Here is a 22,493-nt window from a genome sequence, read left to right on the forward strand (position 1 = left end):
TTCTCAGAAAAAAGGGGAAGGCTTATGGCGAGGAAAAAAGGTAGTTCTAAAAAAAATTCTGAGTTTTTAGAGGGTTTAGTCTGGAAACCCAAACATGTGTTTGATGTTTTAAAGGAGGAAGAAAAAAAACAGGTTGAGGATCTAAGTAAGGAGTATATAGAGTTTCTTTCTCAGGCTAAGACTGAAAGAGAAACCATAGAAAGGGCTTTAACTCTTTTGGAAAAAAAGGGCTTTTTTGATAAAGAATCCAAAAAGGGATGGGTAGTCTACAAAAATAAGCTTCTTTTTGCCTGGAATTTTGGTAAGAAAAAAATAACTGAGGGGCTAAGAATAGTTGTGAGCCATATAGATACCCCCAGGCTTGACCTTAAGTTACATCCTCTTTTTGAGGACACAGAACTGGTTTTTTTAAAAACCCATTATTATGGAGGTATCAAAAAATACCACTGGGTAGCTCAACCTTTAAGTTTACATGGGGTTGTGGCTAAAAAAGACGGTAGTTTGGTTAAGATAGTGTTAGGAGAGAAGGAAGATGACCCAGTTTTTACCATCTGTGACCTTCTTCCCCATCTTTCAAGAAAAGTTCAGGCAGAAAAAAAGCTTTCCGAGGCTATCGTAGGGGAAAAGCTCAACGTTCTTTTTGGAGGCCTTCCCTTGGAGGAGCTTGAGGAAGAAAAGGAACTCAAAGAAAGGGTTAAACTTAACTGTTTAAAGCTTTTATATCAAACCTATGGCATAAGGGAGGAAGATTTTGTTTCGGCAGAACTTTATATCGTTCCTGCTGGTAGGGCAAGAGAGGTGGGGATAGACAAGGCGTTTATAGGAGGTTATGGCCAAGACGATCGTATCTGTGCCTTTACCTCTCTTAAGGCCTTTTTAGAGGTAGAACAGCCTGAATATACGAATGTTTTACTTTTCATGGATAGAGAAGAAATAGGTTCAGAAGGAAATACTTCTGCTAAAAGCAGGGTTTTTGAAAGGTTTGTGTATGAGCTTATCAAGAAACAGGGATTATCTCCTACTCCTGATGTATTTTTTGAGGTTATGGCTAACACCAAGGCTATTTCTGCAGACGTGACCGCGGGTATAGACCCTAATTATGTCGAGGTACATGATAAACTAAATGATGCTAAGATGGGATTTGGTATAGCGGTAAACAGGTATACAGGACATGGCGGAAAGTATATGGCTAACGAAGCTCATGCCGAGTTTTTGGCAGAACTTTTAAAGAGTTGGGATGAAGATGGAGTGGTTTATCAAGTAGTTTCTATGGGAAAGGTAGATGAAGGAGGAGGAGGTACGGTAGCTAAGTATTTTGCTTCTTATGGGATGGATGTGGTGGATGCAGGACCACCTTTACTTTCTATGCATTCTCCCTTCGAGGTGGCTCATAAAGCAGATCTTTTTATGTGCTATCGGGCTTATAAAAGCTTTTTTAGCCGTTAGCCTGTTATTTTTTTATTAAAAGGGAGTTTTATGAAGATCGCAGAAGGAGACTACGTTCTTATTTTAACCTCAGATGAAAAAAAGTATTTAGTTGAGGTGAAAGATACCTCTTTTCACACACATAAAGATTTTTTAGACCTAAAAGATTTGATCGGAAAAAACTACGGAGAAGTCGTTTACGGAAAAAAAGGGGAAAAATTTTATGTGTTAAAACCTTCTCTTTATGACTTTTTGATGAAGGTTGAAAGGGCTACTCAAATAGTTTATCCTAAGGATATAGGGTATATTTTACTTAAACTTAACGTAGGGCCAGGAAGTTTGGTTTTAGAATGTGGTGGAGGTTCTGGGGCTTTAACTACAGCCCTTGCTTTTATGGTTGGTCAAGAGGGAAGGGTCATTTCTTACGAGAAGGAGCCCAAATTTCAGAAGATTGCTATAAAAAACCTTGAAAGACTTAATCTTTTAGATAGAGTAATTTTTAAGAACGTAGAAGTAACTGAGGCTTTTGAAGAAAAAGAGGTGGATGCGGTTTTTTTAGACTTAAAGGAACCCTGGACGTTGATCCCAGCAGCTTGGGAGTCCTTGAAAGGAGGTCATTTTTTAGGAATTCTTGTCCCTACGGCTAATCAAGTTTCTCGATGCCTTTTAGAGTTACAGCGTTTACCTTTCTTAGACATAGAGGTTTCTGAAATCCTCCTTAGGCAATACAAACCCAATCCTGAAAGGTTAAGACCAGAAGATAGGATGGTTGCTCATACTGGATTTTTAATCTTTGCCAAAAAGGTGGTTGAAAAATAATGTCTGTTTCTATTTTTATCTCAAAAAAGGATCTTATCTCCAAAAAGCTAGCAAAAAACATAGCTTCAAGGTTAAATCAAGTTTTAAAGGAACTAAGACTTGGTAAAAAAGAGGTTTCTTTAACCTTGGTTGACAATCTTACCATCTGGAATTTAAACCTTAAATACTTAGGAAGAAACTATCCTACCAACGTACTTTCTTTTTCTTTTTTTGGTAAACATGGTTTTCAAAACAATCTTTTAGGAGAGATTATTATTTCGGTCGAAAAGGCCAAGGAAGAGGCAGATTTCCATGGATTAAACTTTGAAAACTACCTGTTGAGTTTAGTTATCCATGGATTAGTTCATCTCCTTGACTATGACCACGAAAAGGGAATTTTTTCTCCTTGGCTTATGTTAAAAAAAGAGATACAATTGTTTGAAAAAGTAGGATTTTCTGAAGGTAAAGAAGAGGTTTTAAACTTTTTAAAAAGGAGGGAGTATATGCCAGCCAAACTTGCGGTAAACGTAGATCATGTAGCCACAGTCAGGGAGGCAAGAAAAGCCCCTTATCCTGACCCTGTGCATGCAGCTGTGCTGGCAGAGTTAGGAGGAGCTGACGGAATCGTTGTGCATTTAAGATTAGATAGAAGACATATAAAAGAAAGGGATGTAAGGTTGATAAAAGAGGTGATTAAAACCAAACTGATTTTAGAGATGGCCATAGATGAGAAATTGATTAAGTTTGCTAAAGAGATTAAACCTTACCAGGTAACCTTAGTTCCAGAAAGGACAGAAGAAATCACCACCGAAGGCGGAATGGATTTAATCGGAAATGTAGAAAAGGTAAAAAAGGCGGTAAAAGAGCTAAACAAGGCAGGTATTAAGGTAAGTCTTTTCCTAAACCCAGACGAGGAAGCCATAAAGCTCGCAAAAAAAACTGGGGCTCAGATCATCGAAATACATACAGGGATGTATGCTGAAGCAGAGGATGAGGTAAAAAGAGAAGAAGAGTTTGGTAAAATAGAAGTCGCTGCACGGTTAGCCAAAGACCTTGGTTTTATCGTACATGCAGGACATGGTTTAAGCTATGAAAACATAGGGCCTGTGGCTGCTATTCCTGAGATAGAAGAGTTTAGTATTGGACATAGTATCGTTTCTCGGGCTATCATGGTAGGTATGAAAGAGGCAGTAAGAGAGATGAAAGAACTCATTTGGAAAGCTCGGGGTTAGAACAAAGGGTTTTTATCGGAAACTGCGAGACGAAATTTTTGAGGGCTTCTAAGCTTAGGTCCTTAGAGCTAAACAAAATTAAAAATCCTCGAGAAGTTTCCTCTAAAATGGGCACAACTATTACCTTTTTTTCTCCGTTTTCGTAAAATTTAACCTTTATTCCATCGATTTCTCCGTCTTTCAGCTCATTTTTAGAAATTTCTAAAAGATTTAAAGTAAACCCTTGCCAATTAGGAATTAAATTTTCTCCCCAAAACATCCTGACCCTTACCTTAGCGCTTGCGTTTTTGTAGGTTCTTTCTTTATTATGGATCTTTCCAAAAAAGTTAAGGTTAGTTTCTTTTATCTGGGTAGTTTGATATCCCGGGAGACTGACAAAAAACTTTTCGTCTGCCTGGTATAAAACCTTGGGGTCACAAGCTATTTCCCCATAACCGATCACAGGAGAAACTATAAGAATTAATAAGCTTATTCCTATGTTTAAGAGGTTTTTCATCGATTTTTTCTCCTTACTTTTAAGATCAGACCATCTTTTTCTACCACTACTACCTTTTCTCCTTCCGGAATGGTTTCATCTGCATAAGCCTGCCAGATTTCTCCCTCGATGAATATCTTTCCACCTTCAGGTCCTATTTCTTTTAAGACCTTCCCCACTTTTCCTACCATACCTTCTTTTCCTGAAACCGGTTTTTTCCGTATGGTTTTAAGGGCGATATAGGTGATACCTGCTAATAACGAAGAGAAGATAAGCACCAAAGAATATAAAACAGGGGGTGAAACCCTTAAAGCAGGCGGGTTCTTACCAAAAAGCATGGTAGAACCTAAGAAAAGACAGATTACCCCGGCTAAGGTTAAAAGCCCATGTGAGGTTACCTGAAGTTCTAAGAAGAAAAGCACACCGGCTAATAAAATAAAGACCAGCCCTGCATAGTTAACAGGAATAACACTTAACCCTACCAGGGCCAATATAAGACATACAGCCCCTAATACACCAGGGAATATGCTTCCAGGGTGAGATAACTCAAAATAGAGGCCAGCTAACCCTAACATAAGTAAGAAATATACTAAATTCGGATTGGTTAAAATTTTTAGCACTTTTGTCTTTAGGTCTTCAGGTATTTTTTCTATCCGGACGTTTTTAAGGTTTAAAACCCGTTTTTCTTCTCCTAACAGGACCTGCCTTCCGTGGGCCTTATCTAAAAGGTCGTTTAAATCTTTGGCTATGATTTCTATTACTCCAGTTTGTAGTGCCTCGGTCTCAGTAATGCTTTTACTTTTTCTTACGGCTTCTTCTGCAAAGGTCTCGTTGCGGTTACGCATTTGAGCAAGGTTTTTAGCCCAGGCTACCAAGTCGTTTATTATCTTGTTCATTACCTCTTTATCAGCTTTGCCTGTAAGTTCTACTGGATGAGCAGCTCCTACGTGAGTACCAGGAGCCATCGCCGCTAAATGTGAGGAAAGGAGAATAAAGGTACCGGCAGAGGCAGCTCTTGCCCCAGAGGGACTTACATAAACTATAACAGGGACCTTACTTTGTAAGATGTCCTTTACTATTTCTCTAGTAGACTCAACAAGCCCACCAGGGGTATCAAGCTCTATGACAAAAGCTTCAGCCTTTTCTTTATTGGCAAGGTCTATCCCATAACTTATGAAATTAGCCATAACAGGGGTAATAGGGGCATCGATTTTTTCATGAAAAACCTTTCTTGGCTCTGCACCTTTTAAATAAGAGACCCAAAAACAAACAAGTACTAAACTAATTAGATAAAAATATCTCTTCATAAAGCTTCCTAAATTTTTGTAAATCTTCCCATACTACCCTTTTTATTCCAGGATTTTTTAAAATATAAGCTGGATGATAGGTAAAAAAGAGAGAGGTTTCCTTAAGGGTGAACACCTTCCCTCTAACCAAGGTTAGGGTCTTTCCTTCTAAAAGTACCTTAGGAGGAGTAAATCCTAATGCTAAAATCAGCTTAGGTCTTAAGTACTTGATTTGTTTTAAAAGATATGGTCTACAGGCTTCTATCTCTTCGGGCTCAGGTGGCCTCCCACCCGGAGTTTTACATTTAACTGTATGGGTAATAAAAAACAATTCTCTTTTTAGATTGATAGCATTAAGCATGCGGTCAAGCAGGTTACCTACTTCTTTTACGAAAGGTTTCCCATAAAAATCTTCGTCTCGGTCAGGATATTCTGAAATTATCATCAATCCTTCAGGTTCGGTAGGACCTTCACCCCAAACCACTGCTTTTCTAACCCTATGAAGGGAACATTTTTTACAGTGAATAATTTTTTCTTTTAGAGCTGAGAGGGAATCTTCTTCTAAAGAGATTTCGCGTTGGAGAAGTCTTTTGATAGCCTCAGAAGCTGGAATACTGGTTAAGCCTATTTCTTTAAAGTATAGAAGGTTTTTAATTATTTCAGCTTTAACATCCATTAAGTTTTTCTTAATATCCTTTTGTCCCCTACTCTAAGGGTAACCTTTTTTTTATCTAAATATTCTACCAGAGGAATTAAAAATTTTCTACTCACCTGGGTTGGAGTAAGGTTTTTAAAATCTGCTAGCTCTAATTCCTTTTTCTTTTGAAAGGCAGTCCTTACTAAATTTTCCCATTCTTCTAAAATTTTAGCGTGAAAGACTAGTTTGTCAGTAAGTTTTACCAAAACGCCTTCTTTTAATAAGGCCTGTGCCAGCTCTTTAGCGGCTTTATAGTTTTCTTTAAAATCAAGAAGGATGGTTTCAAAATCCCGTGGGGTATATCCCTCTGAAAGAAACTTTTCTTCGAGCTCTTTTTTTAACTTTTCTTTTTCTTCAGAGTTTAGATGTTTAAACTCGGTTAGAAAGATTATCTCTTTATTTTTTCCTAAGATCCCTTGTTGTATCAAACTTTCAAGGACGTACTGATAAAATCCTTCTGAAACAAAGGAAGAAATTCTTGTTTTTAGTAGTTCCTTAGTAAGTCCAGGGCTAAAGGGATTGTTCATGTGAAAATTTTTTAAACCAGTGATAATCTCTGCTTTTAGGTCTTCTTCTGCTTTTTTACTAAAATAAAAGACCTTTTCTCCGTCTTTGATTTCAATCAAGTTGTTACTTAAGTCTTTTAAGAGTTTTTCAAACCTTTCTCCAAAGAGAGAAACGGTAATCTGTAGGTCTTTTTTAGAGATACCTAAAAATCCTTTTTTTTCTATCCAAAACTGGATAAGCTCTTTTTCCGAAGCCTGAGCTAAGTATTCGACTTCTTTTCTTTCCCAGGGTTTAGTTCTTTTTCTTCTATAAGCTACAGGGTTTAAAACCTCCCCTCCGCCTACTGTCTGGTTAGTAGAGGCTCGTCTTAAGATAAATCTGTCTCCCCTCCAGGCAACTATTGGAACTTGCACAAACAATTGAGCTACGTCTTCTTCCCCTGGGTTTAACTGGTTTTTTCCTAAAAGGAAAACCTTGGCTACGGTTTCTTTGGTTCCGATATAAAAAAGAAGGTTTTCAAAGTTTTTGATCGGAGGTTTTATGCTTTTTAAGGACACAAGTTTTACATCTATCCACTGAGAAGGTTTTAAGACTTCAGGTTCTGCAAGCACGTCTCCTCTTTCTATGTCTTCTTTTTCTATACCTTGCAAGTTAAGTGCAGTTCTCATCCCTGCATAAGCTACTTCCACGTTTTTTCCGTGAACTTGAATGTTTCTTACTTTTGTAGTAAGATTTTTTGGATAAACTACCAAGTTTTGGTTAAGATAAACCTTACCTGAAATGGCTGTCCCACGAGCTACCGTTCCAAACCCTTTTACGGTAAACACCCCGTCTACCGGGAGCCTAAAAGGTTGGTCTTCTACCTTGGCAGAGACCTTTAAAGCCTTTTCATCTAGTGCTTTAATTATTGCTTCTTTACCTTGTCCTGTAACTGCTGAAAATTCTAAGATAGGTGCCTCTTTTAAAAAGGTGTTTTTTAAAAATTCCTTTAAATCCTCTTTTATTAGGTCTAACCAGTCTTTTTCTACCAAATCTACTTTGGTTAAAACCACTATTCCGTCTTTAATCCCTAAAAGTTCGCAAATTTCTATGTGCTCTCTGGTTTGAGGCATAACTCCTTCGTCAGCAGCCACTACAAGGATAACCAGGTCAATACCTGAGGCTCCAGCTACCATGTTTCGAATAAACCTTTCATGACCAGGAACATCTACTATTCCTGCAAGGGTGCCTGAAGGTAAGACTAAATGGGCAAACCCTAGATCTATAGTAATACCTCTTTCTTTTTCCTCTTTTAGCCTGTCTGTATCAATTCCAGTGAGAGCTTTAACTAAGGTAGTTTTTCCGTGATCTATATGACCGGCTGTTCCTATGATAACCCTTTTCATAATTTGCCTTTAAATAAAAGCGGTAAAATCTCCAAATTTTTCAAAAAGCTCAGCCACCCTTTGTAAGATCCTTAAACGGTTTTCTCTTATCTTCTCATTTTCTACCATCACAAACACCTTATCAAAAAATCTGTCTATCGGTTCTTTAAGACTTACCAAATGTTCTAAGTAAGAAGAATAATCTTTTTTTTCTATCAGACCAAGTAAAACTGGTCTTAGATTTAAAGCCTGTTGATAAAGCTCTTTTTCCTCTTCTAATAAGATAAGGTTTTCTCTAACTTCCTCTAAAAGAGTTTGTTTGTCTACATTTTTTAACAACTGGGATACCCGTTTAAACCCAGTAATAAGGTCAACAAAATCTTTTTTCTCCTGAAAATCTGAAAGGGCCTTTAGTCTTAGATATTGGTCATAAGGATTTAGAGGTAACTGAAGAACAACACCTATAACATTTTTGCTAAAACCCAAGTTTAAAAACTCTCCCTCTAAGCGTTTTTTGATAAATTCTGTAACTTCCTCTAAAGCCTCAGGATTTTTTAAAAATCCTTGTTTTTCTAACAAACTAAGAGAAAACTCTATAGCTTCTTCCAGGTCTAAAAATTTTTCTTTTCCTATAAGCAGTTTTACTATACCATAACCTGCTCTTCTAAGCCCATAAGGATCTTTTTCTCCAGAGGGCTTTTCATTGACTCCAAAAAGTGCGCAAAGATGGTCTATTTTGTCAGCTAATGAAAGGATGATGCCTTCAAAAGACTGAGGGAGGGTTTCATCTTTGGATGAGGGGAGATACTGTTCAAAAACTGCCTCTGCAATATCCTTTCCTTCTTTATGCTCAAGCAAAATCTTCCCTATAACCCCTTGTAACGAAGGAAACTCACTTACCACCTCTGAGGCTGTATCTATTTTAGCGTAAAGACATGTTTTCTCTATTTTAGAGGGAAGGTATGGATAATCTAATTTTAACGCTAAATATTTACCCAGATCTATTAACCTTTGAGTTTTTTCCCATAGAGTTCCACATTTGATATGATAAACTATACCTTTAATTTTTTCTAAAAAGTAGGAAAGAGGTTGACTAAGGTCTTTTTCAAAATAAAATTTGGCATCTTCAAGCCTGGCCTTAGTAACTCTTTCATGTCCTTTTTTTACTACCCCCCAATCTTTAGGACGGTTGTTATTCACCGCAATGAAATAGTTAAGAAGTTTTCCCTCGAGGGTTCTAATACAGAAATATCTCTGATGTTCTTTTAAAGCAGTTGTGACTAGAGGTTCTGGGAGGGTTAAAAAACTTTCTGGAAAACTGCCTACTATGGGAAAGGGATATTCTACTAAGTTAGCGTTTTCTTTTAAGAGGTCTTCATCTATTTCAGGCACACCATAGGGCTGAGAAACCTCAAAGATGCTTTTTTTAGTAAAAGTTAATCTTTTTTCAGGAGAAACTATAACAAAGTTATTTTCAAGTTGTGTTTCATATTCTTCCCAGTCTGCTTTGTTAAGCACGATGGGAGATGGGCTTAAAAAACGATGCCCTAAGCTTTGGTTTGTAGCTTGTATCCTTGCTATTTTAATGGGAATAACTTCTTCCCCAAAAAGACAAACCATCCATCTTATAGGACGACCAAACCTAACGTCATAATCCCCCCATTTCATGGTTTTTGGGAAATAGATTTCTTTAAGTAAAGAAAATAGCAGGGAAGGTAAGAGGTCTTTTGTTTTTTGTCCAGGAATGGTTCTTTTAAGGTAAAAATACTCACCCTTAGGGGTTTTTTTAGTTTTAAGGTCTTCTGGCTTTACTCCGTACTTTTTAGCAAACCCGATTAATGCTTGACTAAAGGTTCCTTCTTTAGTAAGCCCTACATTAATAGAAGGACCTAAAACTTCCTCTTCTCTGTCTGGTTGTTTTTCTGAGAGATCCTTTACAAAAAGGACCAATCTTCTAAATGTTCCTGCGGTTTTGATTTCTTGATAGTCTAAAAAAAGTTCTTTTAATTTTTTTTCTGCGGCCTTTTGTAAGCTTAAAAGTGCAGGTTCGATAAACCTTGCCGGAAGCTCTTCTGTCCCTATTTCCCAAAGAAGATTTTTATTCATCTTCCCTTTCTCCTTTGTTTAGCCAAGTTTCAGCAGCTTTTTTTGCCAAACCCCTCACACGACCTATGTAATTTGCCCTTTCTATAGGAGAAAGGACTCCTCTTGCATCAAGGAGGTTAAAGGTATGGGAACATTTGATGACAAAGTCATAACCTGGAAGCGCAAGACCTAAACTTAAAAGTCTGTTGCCTTCGGCTTCGTATTTGTCAAAAAGTTCTTTTAAAAGGTTTACATCTGCTTCGTCAAAATTATAGATAGAATATTCTACCTCTCCTCGATGATGTATATCTCTATAGGTATATTTTGAGTTCCATTTAAGGTCAAAAACGTTTTCTACCTCTTGAAGATACATGGTAATACGTTCAAGCCCATAGGTAATTTCTACAGTTACCGGAAAACAGTCAAAACCCCCTACTTGTTGGAAATAGGTAAACTGAGTAATTTCCATCCCGTCAAGCCAAACCTCCCAACCCAATCCCCAGGCTCCTAAGGTGGGAGATTCCCAGTCGTCTTCTACAAACCTTATGTCATGTTCCGTAGGGTTAATACCTAAAGCTTGAAGACTTTCCAGGTAAAGGTCCTGGATGTTATCAGGCGAGGGTTTAATGATGACTTGATACTGGTAGTAATGTTGTAATCTGTTAGGATTTTCTCCATATCTTCCGTCTGCTGGCCTTCTACAAGGTTGTACATATGCACAGGCAAAGGGTTCAGGGCCAAGACATCTCAAAAAAGTAGCAGGATGAAAGGTTCCTGCCCCTACCTCTATATCATATGGCTGAAGAATTACACAACCTTTTTCTCCCCAAAAACGATTTAAAGTAGCAATCACATCTTGAAAATACATGCCTCAACCTCTCTAAACCAAGATAACTTGTGGTTCATCTTGCTCTCTTTTGTCAACATAACCTATTACATGATAACCTTCCCCTAAAGCAGAAATAAGACTTGTTATTTCCTCTACTTCTTCTCTACTTACTATCAAAACAAGCCCTATTCCGCAGTTAAACACCTGATACATCTCTTCTTCAGATATCTCTCCCCATTTCTGAAGAAGGTGAAAAATCGCTGGTTTTTCCCAGGTGTTTTTTTCTATTATTACCTTACAATTTTGGGGTAAAATCCTTGGAAGGTTGTCTATAAAACCACCTCCTGTGATGTGAGCACAACCTTTGATGTTATACCCTTTATTGGTAAGGGTTAACATAATTGGTACATAAATTTTGGTGGGGGTAAGAACTACCTCTCCTATAGGTCTTCCTAACTCTTCAGGAATATAATCTAAACTTATTTGTTTTTCTTCCAAAATTTTTCTTACTAAAGAAAATCCATTGCTATGAAGCCCGCTTGAAGGTATTCCTATTAAGACATCTCCTATAGAGATGGTTGAGCCATCTATAACCTTTTCTTTTTCAACTATTCCCACCGCAAAACCTGCACAATCATAATCTCCAGGGGCATACATTCCTGGCATTTCTGCTGTTTCTCCACCCAAAAGGGCACATTGAGAGATCTTACATCCCTCTACTATCCCCGCAATCAATTCTTCAAAAATTTTTTCTTCAAACTTCCCAAAAGCTAAATAATCCAAAAAGAAAAGTGGCTTGGCTCCACAAGTAATGATATCATTTACACACATAGCCACCAAGTCGATCCCAATTCCTTTATGGATTCCTGCCTTAATAGCAAGCTTGATTTTAGTACCAACCCCATCTGTAGAAGACACTAAAACAGGGTTTTTATAGGTATTTAGGTCTAAGGAAAAGAGTCCAGCATAGCCTCCAATTCCTGAGATTACCCCTTTTTGAGGAAGACCTGAAGAATACTTTTTGACAATTTCTACCAAAAGATTGGCTTTTTCCAGGTCAACCCCTGCAGCTCTATACTTTTCTGCAGCGTTCATAGAAATCCCCTTGGTCAATATGTTTGATGATTTCAAAATTTTATATTATATTTTTCTAAAAACAAGATTCTTTATGGACTAAATAGGATGCAAGGAAAATTCCCTAAAAAAGTTAATGAAGAAGAAAAAAAAGAAATTTTCAAGTATTTGGAAGATAGGTTTGGCTTTTCTCCGTCTCTATTTGAAGACTATGAAGTATTAAAAGGAGTTTCGAACTTTTGGCTTTTTCCTAAAACTCTTTATTTAGAAATCTTAACCTCTCTTGAGGTCCAAACTGTAGGTCTTCTTTTTCTAAGAAAAGTCTCTTCTTATCTTAAGCCTACCTCTGCTTTCTTGCAAAGGTTTGGGAATTTTGCTACCAAAAATATAGTGTCCCTCAATTTTCAACTGATAGAAGAGTTAAAAAAGAAGAAAAAAGTAGAAATAAACTTGGATCTAAACCCTGGTTACGTTATTCTTAAAGATGAGAAATGGGTTTTAGGTTGTGGACTTTATCTACCTGGAAGGCTTTTTGCCTATCTCGAAGAAAAAATACTGAGAAATTTATAGTTGAAAAATTGTTCAGAAGGGGGGATATCCCCCTTCTGCTAAAAGATTTTAGTGTATATGGGTTGCTTTTTTCATCCCCTTACCTGGAGCTTCAGGCTCTCCAGTTTCTATAGGTTGCTTAGCTTCTTTCCAGGCAGCGATACCACCTTTTAAATTATAAACCTTTTTGTAACCCAATTTTTTAAGGTCACAGGTAGCTACTACCCCTCTTCCTCCAGTCGCACAATAAACTAAATAGGTTTTTTCTTTGTCTGGGAGCCACTCGTAAACTTTAAAGTCTAAAAGCCCTCTTGGTGTCCAAATAGCCCCAGGAATATGTCCGGCTTTATATTCTGTATATTCCCTTACATCAAGTATAACAGCCCCTTCAGCTATGAGTTTCTTAGCACCTTCTACATCCACCTCTTGTACACCACAAACTGTCTTAGCCTCCTTTACCCTTTCTTCACTTAAAGGAGTAGCAGTAAAACCTGTGTTTACTGCTACAAAGGTAAATACCAAAAAACTTAGAACCCAACTTAAAAACCTTTTACCTGATCTCATAAGACTACCTCCTGTTTTTAGGATTTTATTTTAGATAATATTAATCCACTTTCTAAAAAATCAAGAGGTTTTTTGAAGATAGATTGTCCTTATAGGAAAGGGTATTGTTATTCCTTCTTCTTGATATCTTTGGTGTAGTTTTTTTATAAACTCATGAACCACCATATGTCGATCTACATAAGTCTTTACCCTTAAGATTACGTTAAAGTTAATACTAAAATCCCCAAAGGTATGATAGCGGACAAATGGTTCAAACTCTGAGACACCCCCATTAACCGTGTTAAGTACTTCTTTAGCAACTTCTATCGTCACCCTTTCTACTTTGTTTAAATCACTATCATAGCTTACCCCTACTCCAACTAAAATGTTTAGTTCGGGTTCAGGAAGACTGTAGTTAACGATTACTGAAGAAGATATCTTAGAGTTAGGAACGATGATAAGGTTGTTTGAGGGGTGACGTATGATGGTGTTTCTCCAGGTAATATCTTCCACAAAGCCTTCTAGATTGTTATCTAACATGATGTAATCTCCAGGTTTGATTTGTTTGGCCATCAAGATATGAAGTCCAGAAAATAGATTTTCAAGGGTGTCTTTTAAAGCCAAACCCACCGCAAGGCCTGCTATACCTAAGGAAGTGATAAAAGGAGTTATGTTTATTTTTAAAATATCTAAAACCAAAATAAACCCGATAAAAAAGATAATTATTTTTATTAACAATTCGATGATAGAAACACTGGGTATGACCTCAAATCGTTGGGTTAAGTATTGAGTAATAAGAGTTATTATAAGTTGAGAAATAAACCAAACTAAGGAAAATATAAAAAAGATTATCAGTAATTTATTAATAAGCGGGTTTAGTGTTGGTAAAGGGTTATAAAGTTCGTTTACTAAATAGAGACCCAAGGTAAAAACCCAGAGAAAACAAGCCCAAGACATAAGGTTTACCGTTTTTTCCTTTAGTTTTATTCCGACCAATTTCTCAAGAAAGCTAAACTTTTTCTTCATCCCCCATTTTATGGTAAAAGAAGCAGCTATCACTAAAGCTATGAAAATAAAGGTTTTTAGATGGATAGGAAGAACGTCCCACATAAGCTCTCCTGCAAATTTTATGTTAGGTTTTGTCTATCGTATAAATTTTATTGTATAAAATTATAAAATAAAAAACAACGTTAAAAATTCAACGGTTCAATCGATTAAAGTTGAGTACAAATTTAGCACACATAACTTAGGGATACCTTTGGCTAAGGAGTTTAACAATTTTTTAAGTTTGGTATAATACAGGTTTAGCTTTAAGGATTTTAAGGGATTAGAAAAAATGCCTAAGGTTAAGTTTCTACCGTTTAACGAAGAGTATGAGGCTCTTGAAGGGGAGACTCTTTTTGATGTAGCAATAAAAGCAGGCATTCATATCAACGCCTCTTGTGGTGGAACCGGAAGCTGTAATCGGTGTAAAGTGAGGTTGGTTTCAGGAGAACTGAAAGGAGAGATTTTAGAAGGTCAGTATTATAAGGCTTGTGGTAGTTACCCTCTAACAGACGTGGTGGTAGAAGTCCCCTTAACTACTTTCTTAGACCAGAAAACGTTATATCGCCCTGTGAAAAAAAGGGCTAAGTTTCTAGAACTATCTCAAGTTGATTTTGATTCCCCTCCGGTTAAAGAAGTATTTTTGAAACTAACCCCTCCGACCTTGGAGGAAAACACCGCAGATTTTAACAGACTAAAAGAGGGGCTTTATAAACAGGGTATCTCGGAACCAGAGGTTTCCTTAGAAGTTTTAAGAAAAATTCCCCATGTTCTTCGTCAAAAAAATTTCGAAACCATAGCTTATGTTTATCAGGCTTTAGATAATCCTAAAACATTCTTGTTAGACCTTACCGCAGAGCCTTTAGATCCCTTTTTAGGGGTAGCCATAGACGTTGGAACTACCACCTTACAGGTAGAGGTGGTTGACTTAAAGAAAGGAGAAGTTTTGGGTTTTAGTTCAGATTATAACCCTCAAATCAAGTATGGTGATGATGTTATTAGCAGAATAGAGTTTTGCAGAAGAGATGGAGGATTAAAGATATTATCTGAGGTTTTAAAAGAAAGATTAATCCTTTTGATAAAAGAAGCCTTGGGATCAAAAGGGCGGTTAGAAGAGGTGAAACTTATTTCTTTAGCGGCTAATACAGTGATGACCCATCTTTTTCTTGAACTTGAGCCAAGATATTTAAGAGAATATCCCTATGTTCCAGTAGCTACTGAATTTCCTGTTTTCTGGGCTAAAGATTTAGGTTTTACAGATTTAAACGCACTTATCCAGATCGCTCCTTGTAAAGCAAGTTATGTCGGAGGAGACGTAGTAGGGGGTGTGGTAGCTTCTAAGATGTATGAAGAAAGCCCTTTGACCCTTTTTATAGACCTTGGAACTAACGGAGAAATAGTATTAGGGAATCAGGATTTTTTGGTTTGTGCTGCCTGTTCTGCCGGTCCAGCTTTTGAAGGAGGCGGTATAAAACACGGGATGAGAGCCACCCTTGGTGCTATAGAAATGGTAAACATAGACCCTTATACTTATGAACCCATGGTGGTTACTATCGGTAAAACAAAACCTATAGGTCTCTGTGGCTCGGGAATCCTTTCTTTGTTGGCCTCTCTTTTTAGAGTAGGGATCATAGATAAATCTGGAAAAATTAAAAAAGACCTGATTCATCCCCGTATAAGAAGAGGGGAAGAAGGGTGGGAGTATGTAGTGGTTTTTAAACAAGACACCCAAACAGGAGAAGACATAGTTTTTACTGAAGCAGACATAGATAATGTTATCAGAGCCAAAGCCGCTATTTTTGCGGGATGCCAGGTTTTGGTTGAGTCTGTAGGGTTATCTTTAAAAGACATAGAGAGGGTTTATTTAGCAGGTTCCTTTGGAAACTATCTTGATGTAGAAGACGCTATTTCTATAGGCCTTTTACCGGATTTAGATAGAGACCGGTTTTTCTTTTTAGGTAACACCAGTTTACTCGGAGCTAAAATAGCCCTTCTTTCTCAAGAAAAGTTTGCTAAAATGAGAGACATAGCTAAGTCTATGACCCACTTAGAGCTTTCAAACTACCCAGGTTATATGGAGACCTATGTAGCTGCCCTGTTTTTACCTCATACAGACGAAAGTTTATTCCCTACCATAAAAAATAAAAAGGAGTAATTTTATGGTGCACAAAGAAGGCTTCCCTTGGGTGTTTTATCCCTTGCTGTTTGCAGGTACCAGTCTTTTATTTAAGAAAAGAAAGGCGGCGCTCTTAGGGTTAGGAATAGGGTTGGCTAATGCCTTTTTTTTCAGAAACCCTAAAAGAGAACCTGTTTTAGACCCAGAACTCATTATCTCTCCTGCAGACGGAAAGGTAGTTACTTGTCGGATAGAAGAAAATCCCTCTTGGTTTTCTACCCCCCTTTGGAGAATAGGGATTTTTATGAGGCTATGGGATGTTCATATCAATCGCTCTCCTATCACGGGTAAAGTCTTACGTATGCAATATGTAAAAGGAGAAAAACTTCCTGTTTTTAAAGAAGAATCTTTTCAACAAAACGAAAAACAACTTTATCTTATAGAACGAGAAGATGGTACTCCTTTTTGGGTGGTACAGATAGCGGGGATGGTTGCAAGAAGGATAAGGGCTTTTGTCCTTCCTGGAGATGATGTGGTCGCAGGAGACCCTATTGGTATCATAAAGTTTAGCTCAAGGGTAGAGCTTTTTTTCCCGGTTGAAAACTCTGAAATCTATGTAAAAGAAGGACATAAAGTTTTTGCTGGAGAAACTGTTTTGGGTCGGGTGTTATTAAAGAAGGATTAAAACTATGTTAGCCCTAATACCTAACATTTTTACTACCTTTAACCTTTTTTTTGGTTTTTATTCGATCATATGTTCCATACACGGAGATTTTACTAAAGCTGGCTGGGCTATTTTTTTAGCGATGGTTTTTGATATCTTTGATGGGAGGATTGCTCGATATTTAAAGCAGACTTCTAAGTTTGGCCTTGAATATGACTCTTTAAGTGACCTTATTTCTTTTGGAGTAGCTCCTGCCATTCTTATATATCAGTTTTGGCTTATAGAATTTGGTAAATTGGGATGGTTAACTTGTTTTTTATATACTATCTGTGTGGCTTTAAGACTTGCGAGATATAACGTAAAAGCCCATTCTGGGTTTGGCTATTTTGAAGGACTCCCTTCACCTGCAGGGGCGGCTATTTTGGCTTCTTCTGTGCTTTTTATACAATCCTATCGTCCTGATTTTGAGCTTCCTAAATGGGCTACTCTAACTGCTGTAAGCCTTATCTCTTATCTGTTAGTTTCTCCTATCCAATATCCCAGCTTTAAGCACATAAAAATAGAAAAATCTCAAAATTTTTATCTTTTACTGCTTTTTGTAGGTGGTCTTACCATCTCCGCTGCCTATCCTTCTTACTCTATCTTTGTTCTAATCGTAGTATATACCTTATTAGGACCGGCTTTATTTTTTAAAACCAAGAGTATTAAAATCATAAAAAAATTTCGTAAAAGAAAGGATTTTAAAGAAAAATTGACAAAATAGAAAAATGTTTTACAATAACTAAAGATAAACTTGATTAATCTCTTTTAAACCAAAATTATCTTTTTACGGAGGTCTTTATGGGATGTAGTTGTAAACTTTTAAACATAGGTTTTGGCAACTATGTGGTTGCAGATAGAATCATTGCTATCGTAAATCCAAACTCTGCTCCTATGAAGAGGTTAAAGGAAGAGGCTAAGGAAACAAGAAGGCTTATCGATGCTACTCAGGGACGTAAGACTCGCTCTATCATCATCACCGATAGCAATCATATCATCCTTTCTGCTATACAAGCAGAAACTGTAGCTCAAAGGCTGATGTCTGATGGGTTAGAAAGGTTGGAGAAAGATGAAGAGGAATAAAAGACTAATCATAGTGGTTACCGGTCCTTCTGGGGCTGGTAAAAGCACGATACTTAAGGATTTGCCTCAGGATGAATTTTATTTTTCTGTTTCTCATACTACTAGAGCTCCACGTCCTGGGGAAGAAGATGGAAAACATTACTATTTTGTAAGTCGTTCTGTTTTTTTAGAGATGATAGAGAGAGATGAATTTTTAGAATGGGTAGAGGTTTTTGGGACCTTTTATGGAACGGCAAAGACAGAGATAGAAAAGGCCTTTACCCAGAACAAACACTTAGTGTTAGACATAGAGGTGGTAGGGGCCACCAGACTTAAGTCATATTTTGGTTCAGATGCCATATTTATTTTTATAGCCCCTCCTGACCTTCAGTCCCTAAAAACCCGTATCATTCAAAGGGGTACAGAAAACGAGGCTGAGGTACAAAATCGTTTAAAAAGGGCTAAAGAAGAACTCAGGTTTGCCTCTTGGTTTGATTATGTGATAGTAAACGAAAACTTAGAAAAAAGTAAAGAGCTTTTCTTTTCGATAGTTAAAGCAGAGTTAAGTAGACCTTATAGAAATCCTCAGTGGAAATATTTTTTATCTAACTTTAACCTTAATCTATGACCTCTTTTATTTATGGAATAAACCCTGTCTTAGAGGCTCTTAAAAACAACCCTCAGTCTATCGAAAAAATATGGTTTGATAAAAACCGTCTCTCAGGAAAAAAATATCAAATTTTAGAAAAAGCGAAAAAACTTGGGATTCCCGTTAAAATCTCAGAAAAATTACCTCCCAAAATACCAGCACATCTAAACACCCAAGGGGTGGTGGCCTATCTTTTAACTTTTAATTATGCTGATTTAGAGGATATAGTAGCCAACTGGGAAAAGAGAAGTGAAGTGCCTTTGGTGGTCATGTTGGACGAGGTAGAAGATCCTCATAACGTAGGGGCTATCATCCGTAGTGCTGATGCCTCAGGGGTTCATGGAGTGGTAATCCCTAAGGTTAGAGCCTGTGAAGTGACAGAAACAGTAGCTAAAGTTTCTGCAGGAGCTGTGTTTAACCTCCCTATAGCTAAGGTTACCAACCTAAAACATGCTCTTCAATTTTTTAAAGAGAAAGGTTTATGGGTATTAGGACTTACCCATAAAGCCGAAAAGTCCATATATCAGCTGGACCTTAAAATTCCTTTGGTTTTAATCGTAGGAAACGAAGGAAAAGGGATTAGACCCGGAATTTTAGAGCAGTGTGACTTTTTAGCCAAAATTCCGATGAAAGGAAAGGTAGAAAGTCTTAATGTTTCGGTAGCTGCTGCTATAGCTCTTTTTGAGACCCAAAGACAACGCTCAATTTTTTAAGCCCGGCTTACAGCCTGTTTGCTAAGTTTTTTCATCCCCCTTTTAGGAAAAGCCTCAATATTTTGGTTTCAATTTCAGGGTTAAAGGGTTTGGGTGGACCAGGAGGATAGGTTTTTATTTTACCATAAGGTGGAATTATTTCTTTATTTCCTTTAGAGGTTTTTCCTTGATAAAAGTCTATTAATATAAACTCTGTAAGGTTGGTTATAACTCCAAAGAAAGGTAAAGGATTACTAACAAGTCTTGCTAAGCTTATAAAACCTCGTTCAAAACAAGATAAAAAGTTTTGAGGTTTGTAGTCTACCCAAAAATAGGTGTAATCTTTTTCTTGGATGATAAGAGGTAGGGTTAACTCATAGGAAAAGTCTTCGAGAGATATGAAAAGTTTGGTATTAAATTTAAACAAAGTTTCAGGGTACCCTAAGGTGCTAAAGATAAAAGAAAGTTGCTTTTCTATGAAGAAGTTTTTAGAAACCTTTTCTGAGCGATTTTCCATACTTTTTGAACTTCTTCTGCTGAAAGCCCAGCTCCTATCCCTACTTTAAGAGCTAATTCTTTGGACATAAAATCTGAGGGACTATGTCCGTCTGAGTTTATTACCAGATTGGCTCCATAAGTTTTAGCCAAGCTAACTACGTGTCCATTGGCAAGACAGTGTCCCTTTCTCCCAGATATTTCTAAAAAGGTCCCTTTTTGAGCCGCAAGTTTTACCTCTTCAGGCTTAATAAGCCCTGGATGAGCAAGGATGTCGGCTTCTCCCAGGATGGCGGCAAGATTGGTCCCTTCAGTCACAGGCTCTACGATAGTTTCTCCATGGACTACCACTATCTCTGCCCCAGCTTTTCGACATTCTTTGATAAGAGGAGGAATAAGGTCTGGAGGTACATGGGTTATTTCTACACCTACGATAAATTCTGGGATTAACCCTTGAACAGATTTTTTAAACTTTAAAAGACTTTGAAGGATGTGTTCGAAGTTTGAGTGGTCTACATGGTCGGTAATGGCTATGGCTTGATAGCCTAAAGCTTGAACCCTTCTCCATAACTCTGCTGGAATAAGTTCTCCATCGCTAAAAACTGAATGGCAATGCAAATCAAACAAATTGCAATCCTCTACATTTTGTATTTAAAAATTTTAGGATCCAGCTTTTCCAGAAAATCTTTTAGTTTTTCTTTTTCCTCTTTGGTGGTGATTACCATTTCTCCTTGTTTTTCGGTCACTGGGGTTTCAGAATAAATTTGACTCTTCTTGAATACCTCTTCATCTACAAAGATCTCCGCATTAAGCCTTAAAGCTAAAGCTATAGCATCGCTTGGACGGGAGTCTATTTCTAAAACCTTATCTCCAGTAACTATGGTAATAAGGGCATAATAAGTATTGTCTTTAAGGTCTACGATTTCAACCTTGGGAATAGTAATCCCCAGGTTTTCGAATATATTTTTGATTAGGTCATGGGTTAATGGCCTTGGAAACTGTATGTTTTCTAACTTGGCTGCGATGGAAGTAGCTTCTAAAACCCCTATCCAAATGGGAAGAATCCTTTCTCCTTCTGCTTCTTTTAATAACATCACAGGACTGTTAGACATAGGATCCATGGCTATTCCATGCAACACCATTTTTATTTTCATAAAATCAAACCCCCCTTATACCCTCTTTATTTTTAATATGTTAAGACTTAATCTTTAAAAAGTCAAGCAATACAAAGGGGTTTGTATGGTTTCGAATTTGAAAGGTTGTCTTTTACTGTTTTTTTACCTCCAGACTTTAAAGTAGGTTGGAAAAAGTAAAATTCGTAATAAAATAGGGCTGGAGTAAAAAATTTGGAGGGATAATAGATGTTAGAGGAAAGTCAGGTTATCAAAGTGCGTTTTGAAAAACTTGCCAAACTTGAGTCTATGGGAATTAAGACCTATCCCAACGATTTTCGTCCTAAAGATAAAGCAAAATATATAAAAGAAAAATACCAAGAGTTAAGCCCTGAGGAGATAGAAAAAAAGACCCAAGAATTTGTGGTAGCAGGGAGGATTATGGCAAAAAGGGAGATGGGTAAACTTATTTTTGCCCATCTCCAAGATGATACAGATAAAATTCAAATTTTAGTGGCTAAAAATGAGTTGGCTCAAGAAGATTTTGATTTTTTTAAGAAATTTATAGACATAGGGGATATCATAGGGGTTAAAGGAAGGCTTATCAAAACCAAGACCGGTGAGATTACCATATTAGTGAAGAGTTTTAAACTCTTAACCAAGGCTCTCCGGCCTTTACCTGAAAAATATCACGGGCTTAAAGATACTGAGTTAAGGTATCGGATGCGCTATGTAGACCTTATCATGAATCCTAAGGTAAGAGAGCTTTTTAGACTACGAACCCAGATTATTCAGTATATAAGAGATTATTTTATTTCTCAGGGATTTTTAGAAGTAGAAACCCCGATGATGCATCCTATAGCAGGCGGTGCTGCTGCTAAACCTTTTATTACCTATCACAACGCTTTAGACATGAATTTGTACCTTAGGATAGCACCTGAGCTTTATCTAAAGAGACTTATAGTAGGCGGTTTTAATAAGGTGTTTGAACTTAACAGAAATTTTAGAAATGAAGGGGTTTCAAGTAGACATAATCCAGAGTTTACTATGTTAGAGTTTTACGAGGCTTATGCTACCTATGAAGATCTTATGAAAAGAACCGAGGAGTTGTTTTATGGGCTTGCTTTGGAAATAACAGGTAGCCCTAAGATTACTTACCAAGGTCAAGAGATAGACTTTACTCCTCCTTGGAAACGGATTGAGTTCTTAGACGCTCTTATAGAGTTAGGAGGTGTTCCTAGGGAAGTACTCTTTGAAAAGGAAAAACTTATTAAGTTTGCTAAAGAAAAAAGAATTGAGCTAAACCTAAAAGATCCACGTATAGGTAAATGGTGGACTAAGCTTTTTGAAGAATTAGTAGAACCAAAACTTATACAACCTACCTTTGTGGTAAAATTTCCTGTGGAGGTTTCTCCCTTAGCCAGAAGAAGTGATGAAGACCCTGATTTTGCAGAGAGGTTTGAGCTGTATATTGCAGGAAAAGAAGTAGCTAACGCCTTTTCAGAGTTAAATGACCCAAGGGACCAAAGAAAAAGGTTTGAAGAACAACTTAAACTAAGGGAAATAGACGAAGAAATCCCTCCAGAGATTGACGAAGATTTTATCCGAGCCCTTGAATATGGTATGCCTCCTTGTGCGGGAGAAGGTATCGGTATAGATAGAGTGGTTATGCTTTTTACCGACAGTCCCTCGATAAGAGAGGTCATTCTTTTCCCTCACTTAAGGAAAAAAGAGGATCTTTAAAAGGATACTTTGA

General features: G+C 37.2%; 23 protein-coding genes. 11 read left to right on the top strand and 12 right to left on the bottom strand.

Going from position 1 to position 22,493, the window contains the following annotated elements; translation table 11 throughout:
- Window positions 1–24 precede the first annotated feature (24 nt).
- The 3 genes from HL41_RS00795 to HL41_RS09220 are packed head-to-tail and all read left to right on the top strand — an operon-like array spanning window position 25 to window position 3,455.
- Window positions 25–1,446: an aminopeptidase gene (locus HL41_RS00795; RefSeq protein ID WP_038063255.1), complete on the top strand. Its 1,422-nt coding sequence runs from the start codon at window positions 25–27 to the stop codon at window positions 1,444–1,446.
- 30 nt (window positions 1,447–1,476) lie between these two features.
- Window positions 1,477–2,244 (top strand): tRNA (adenine-N1)-methyltransferase, encoded by a 768-nt coding sequence (locus HL41_RS00800; protein WP_038063257.1) that lies wholly within the window; start codon window positions 1,477–1,479, stop codon window positions 2,242–2,244.
- Window positions 2,244–3,455: a pyridoxine 5'-phosphate synthase gene (locus tag HL41_RS09220; RefSeq protein ID WP_081856443.1), complete on the top strand. Its 1,212-nt coding sequence runs from the start codon at window positions 2,244–2,246 to the stop codon at window positions 3,453–3,455. The genes HL41_RS00800 and HL41_RS09220 overlap by 1 nt, the downstream gene beginning before the upstream one ends.
- Here HL41_RS09220 and HL41_RS00810 read toward each other — a convergent pair.
- The 7 genes from HL41_RS00810 to purM are packed head-to-tail and all read right to left on the bottom strand — an operon-like array spanning window position 3,433 to window position 11,793.
- Entirely contained in the window at window positions 3,433–3,951 is a 519-nt protein-coding gene (locus tag HL41_RS00810) for a hypothetical protein (protein ID WP_038063259.1), read from the bottom strand. The genes HL41_RS09220 and HL41_RS00810 overlap by 23 nt on opposite strands.
- Window positions 3,948–5,237: an NfeD family protein gene (locus HL41_RS00815; protein WP_038063262.1), complete on the bottom strand. Its 1,290-nt coding sequence runs from the start codon at window positions 5,235–5,237 to the stop codon at window positions 3,948–3,950. Before HL41_RS00815 ends, HL41_RS00810 begins: the two co-directional genes overlap by 4 nt.
- Window positions 5,212–5,892, bottom strand: a complete 681-nt coding sequence (locus tag HL41_RS00820; RefSeq protein WP_051754404.1) for a uracil-DNA glycosylase — start codon at window positions 5,890–5,892, stop codon at window positions 5,212–5,214. Before HL41_RS00820 ends, HL41_RS00815 begins: the two co-directional genes overlap by 26 nt.
- Window positions 5,892–7,805, bottom strand: coding sequence for a selenocysteine-specific translation elongation factor (selB, locus tag HL41_RS00825; RefSeq protein WP_038063265.1), 1,914 nt, complete (start codon window positions 7,803–7,805; stop codon window positions 5,892–5,894). The genes HL41_RS00820 and selB overlap by 1 nt, the downstream gene beginning before the upstream one ends.
- A gap of 9 nt (window positions 7,806–7,814) precedes the next feature.
- The gene (gene glyS / locus HL41_RS00830; protein WP_038063268.1) at window positions 7,815–9,890 is read right to left on the bottom strand and encodes a glycine--tRNA ligase subunit beta; all 2,076 of its coding nucleotides are present in this window, start codon (window positions 9,888–9,890) and stop codon (window positions 7,815–7,817) included.
- Window positions 9,883–10,737 (bottom strand): glycine--tRNA ligase subunit alpha, encoded by an 855-nt coding sequence (locus tag HL41_RS00835; protein WP_038063271.1) that lies wholly within the window; start codon window positions 10,735–10,737, stop codon window positions 9,883–9,885. The genes glyS and HL41_RS00835 overlap by 8 nt, the downstream gene beginning before the upstream one ends.
- Window positions 10,738–10,749: 12 nt before the next feature.
- Window positions 10,750–11,793 (bottom strand): phosphoribosylformylglycinamidine cyclo-ligase, encoded by a 1,044-nt coding sequence (purM, locus tag HL41_RS00840; protein ID WP_038063273.1) that lies wholly within the window; start codon window positions 11,791–11,793, stop codon window positions 10,750–10,752.
- Window positions 11,794–11,880: 87 nt separating this feature from the next.
- Between purM and HL41_RS00845 the strand changes: the two genes are divergently transcribed.
- Complete coding sequence (locus tag HL41_RS00845) at window positions 11,881–12,342, top strand: hypothetical protein (RefSeq protein ID WP_038063276.1); 462 nt, start codon at window positions 11,881–11,883, stop codon at window positions 12,340–12,342.
- 48 nt (window positions 12,343–12,390) lie between these two features.
- Here HL41_RS00845 and HL41_RS00850 read toward each other — a convergent pair whose 3' ends face one another.
- Window positions 12,391–12,885, bottom strand: a complete 495-nt coding sequence (locus HL41_RS00850; protein WP_051754405.1) for a rhodanese-like domain-containing protein — start codon at window positions 12,883–12,885, stop codon at window positions 12,391–12,393.
- Between the two features lie 60 nt (window positions 12,886–12,945).
- Window positions 12,946–13,974, bottom strand: coding sequence for a mechanosensitive ion channel family protein (locus HL41_RS00855; protein WP_038063279.1), 1,029 nt, complete (start codon window positions 13,972–13,974; stop codon window positions 12,946–12,948).
- Window positions 13,975–14,200: 226 nt separating this feature from the next.
- Here HL41_RS00855 and HL41_RS00860 point away from each other — a divergent pair, with 226 nt between their 5' ends.
- From HL41_RS00860 to rlmB, 6 genes are all read left to right on the top strand, one after another.
- A complete protein-coding gene (locus tag HL41_RS00860; RefSeq protein ID WP_038063281.1) occupies window positions 14,201–16,063 on the top strand; it encodes an ASKHA domain-containing protein in 1,863 nt (620 codons plus the stop codon).
- Window positions 16,064–16,067: 4 nt separating this feature from the next.
- The gene (locus HL41_RS00865; RefSeq protein WP_038063284.1) at window positions 16,068–16,709 is read left to right on the top strand and encodes a phosphatidylserine decarboxylase; all 642 of its coding nucleotides are present in this window, start codon (window positions 16,068–16,070) and stop codon (window positions 16,707–16,709) included.
- A gap of 4 nt (window positions 16,710–16,713) precedes the next feature.
- Window positions 16,714–17,451 (top strand): CDP-diacylglycerol--serine O-phosphatidyltransferase, encoded by a 738-nt coding sequence (gene pssA / locus HL41_RS00870; protein WP_081856444.1) that lies wholly within the window; start codon window positions 16,714–16,716, stop codon window positions 17,449–17,451.
- Window positions 17,452–17,528: 77 nt separating this feature from the next.
- Window positions 17,529–17,810 (top strand): DUF370 domain-containing protein, encoded by a 282-nt coding sequence (locus tag HL41_RS00875; RefSeq protein WP_022854638.1) that lies wholly within the window; start codon window positions 17,529–17,531, stop codon window positions 17,808–17,810.
- The gene (gene gmk / locus HL41_RS00880) at window positions 17,797–18,417 is read left to right on the top strand and encodes a guanylate kinase (RefSeq protein ID WP_022854637.1); all 621 of its coding nucleotides are present in this window, start codon (window positions 17,797–17,799) and stop codon (window positions 18,415–18,417) included. The genes HL41_RS00875 and gmk overlap by 14 nt, the downstream gene beginning before the upstream one ends.
- Window positions 18,414–19,151 carry a 23S rRNA (guanosine(2251)-2'-O)-methyltransferase RlmB gene (gene rlmB / locus HL41_RS00885; RefSeq protein WP_038063287.1) on the top strand — a complete coding sequence of 246 codons (738 nt, stop codon included), beginning with the start codon at window positions 18,414–18,416 and terminating at the stop codon, window positions 19,149–19,151. The genes gmk and rlmB overlap by 4 nt, the downstream gene beginning before the upstream one ends.
- Before the next feature lie 31 nt (window positions 19,152–19,182).
- Here rlmB and HL41_RS00890 read toward each other — a convergent pair whose 3' ends face one another.
- The 3 genes from HL41_RS00890 to HL41_RS00900 are packed head-to-tail and all read right to left on the bottom strand — an operon-like array spanning window position 19,183 to window position 20,779.
- Window positions 19,183–19,647 carry a hypothetical protein gene (locus HL41_RS00890; protein ID WP_038063290.1) on the bottom strand — a complete coding sequence of 155 codons (465 nt, stop codon included), beginning with the start codon at window positions 19,645–19,647 and terminating at the stop codon, window positions 19,183–19,185.
- Window positions 19,605–20,252, bottom strand: coding sequence for a histidinol phosphate phosphatase domain-containing protein (locus HL41_RS00895; protein ID WP_038063293.1), 648 nt, complete (start codon window positions 20,250–20,252; stop codon window positions 19,605–19,607). The genes HL41_RS00890 and HL41_RS00895 overlap by 43 nt, the downstream gene beginning before the upstream one ends.
- Window positions 20,253–20,263: 11 nt before the next feature.
- Complete coding sequence (locus HL41_RS00900) at window positions 20,264–20,779, bottom strand: bifunctional nuclease family protein (RefSeq protein ID WP_038063295.1); 516 nt, start codon at window positions 20,777–20,779, stop codon at window positions 20,264–20,266.
- A 207-nt stretch (window positions 20,780–20,986) separates the two neighbouring features.
- On the opposite strand from HL41_RS00900, the gene lysS reads away from it, so the two are divergent.
- Window positions 20,987–22,480 carry a lysine--tRNA ligase gene (gene lysS / locus HL41_RS00905; RefSeq protein ID WP_038063298.1) on the top strand — a complete coding sequence of 498 codons (1,494 nt, stop codon included), beginning with the start codon at window positions 20,987–20,989 and terminating at the stop codon, window positions 22,478–22,480.
- Window positions 22,481–22,493: the final 13 nt, after the last annotated feature.

Source organism: Thermodesulfobacterium commune DSM 2178, assembly GCF_000734015.1.
GTDB classification, from domain to species: Bacteria; Desulfobacterota; Thermodesulfobacteria; order Thermodesulfobacteriales; family Thermodesulfobacteriaceae; genus Thermodesulfobacterium; species Thermodesulfobacterium commune.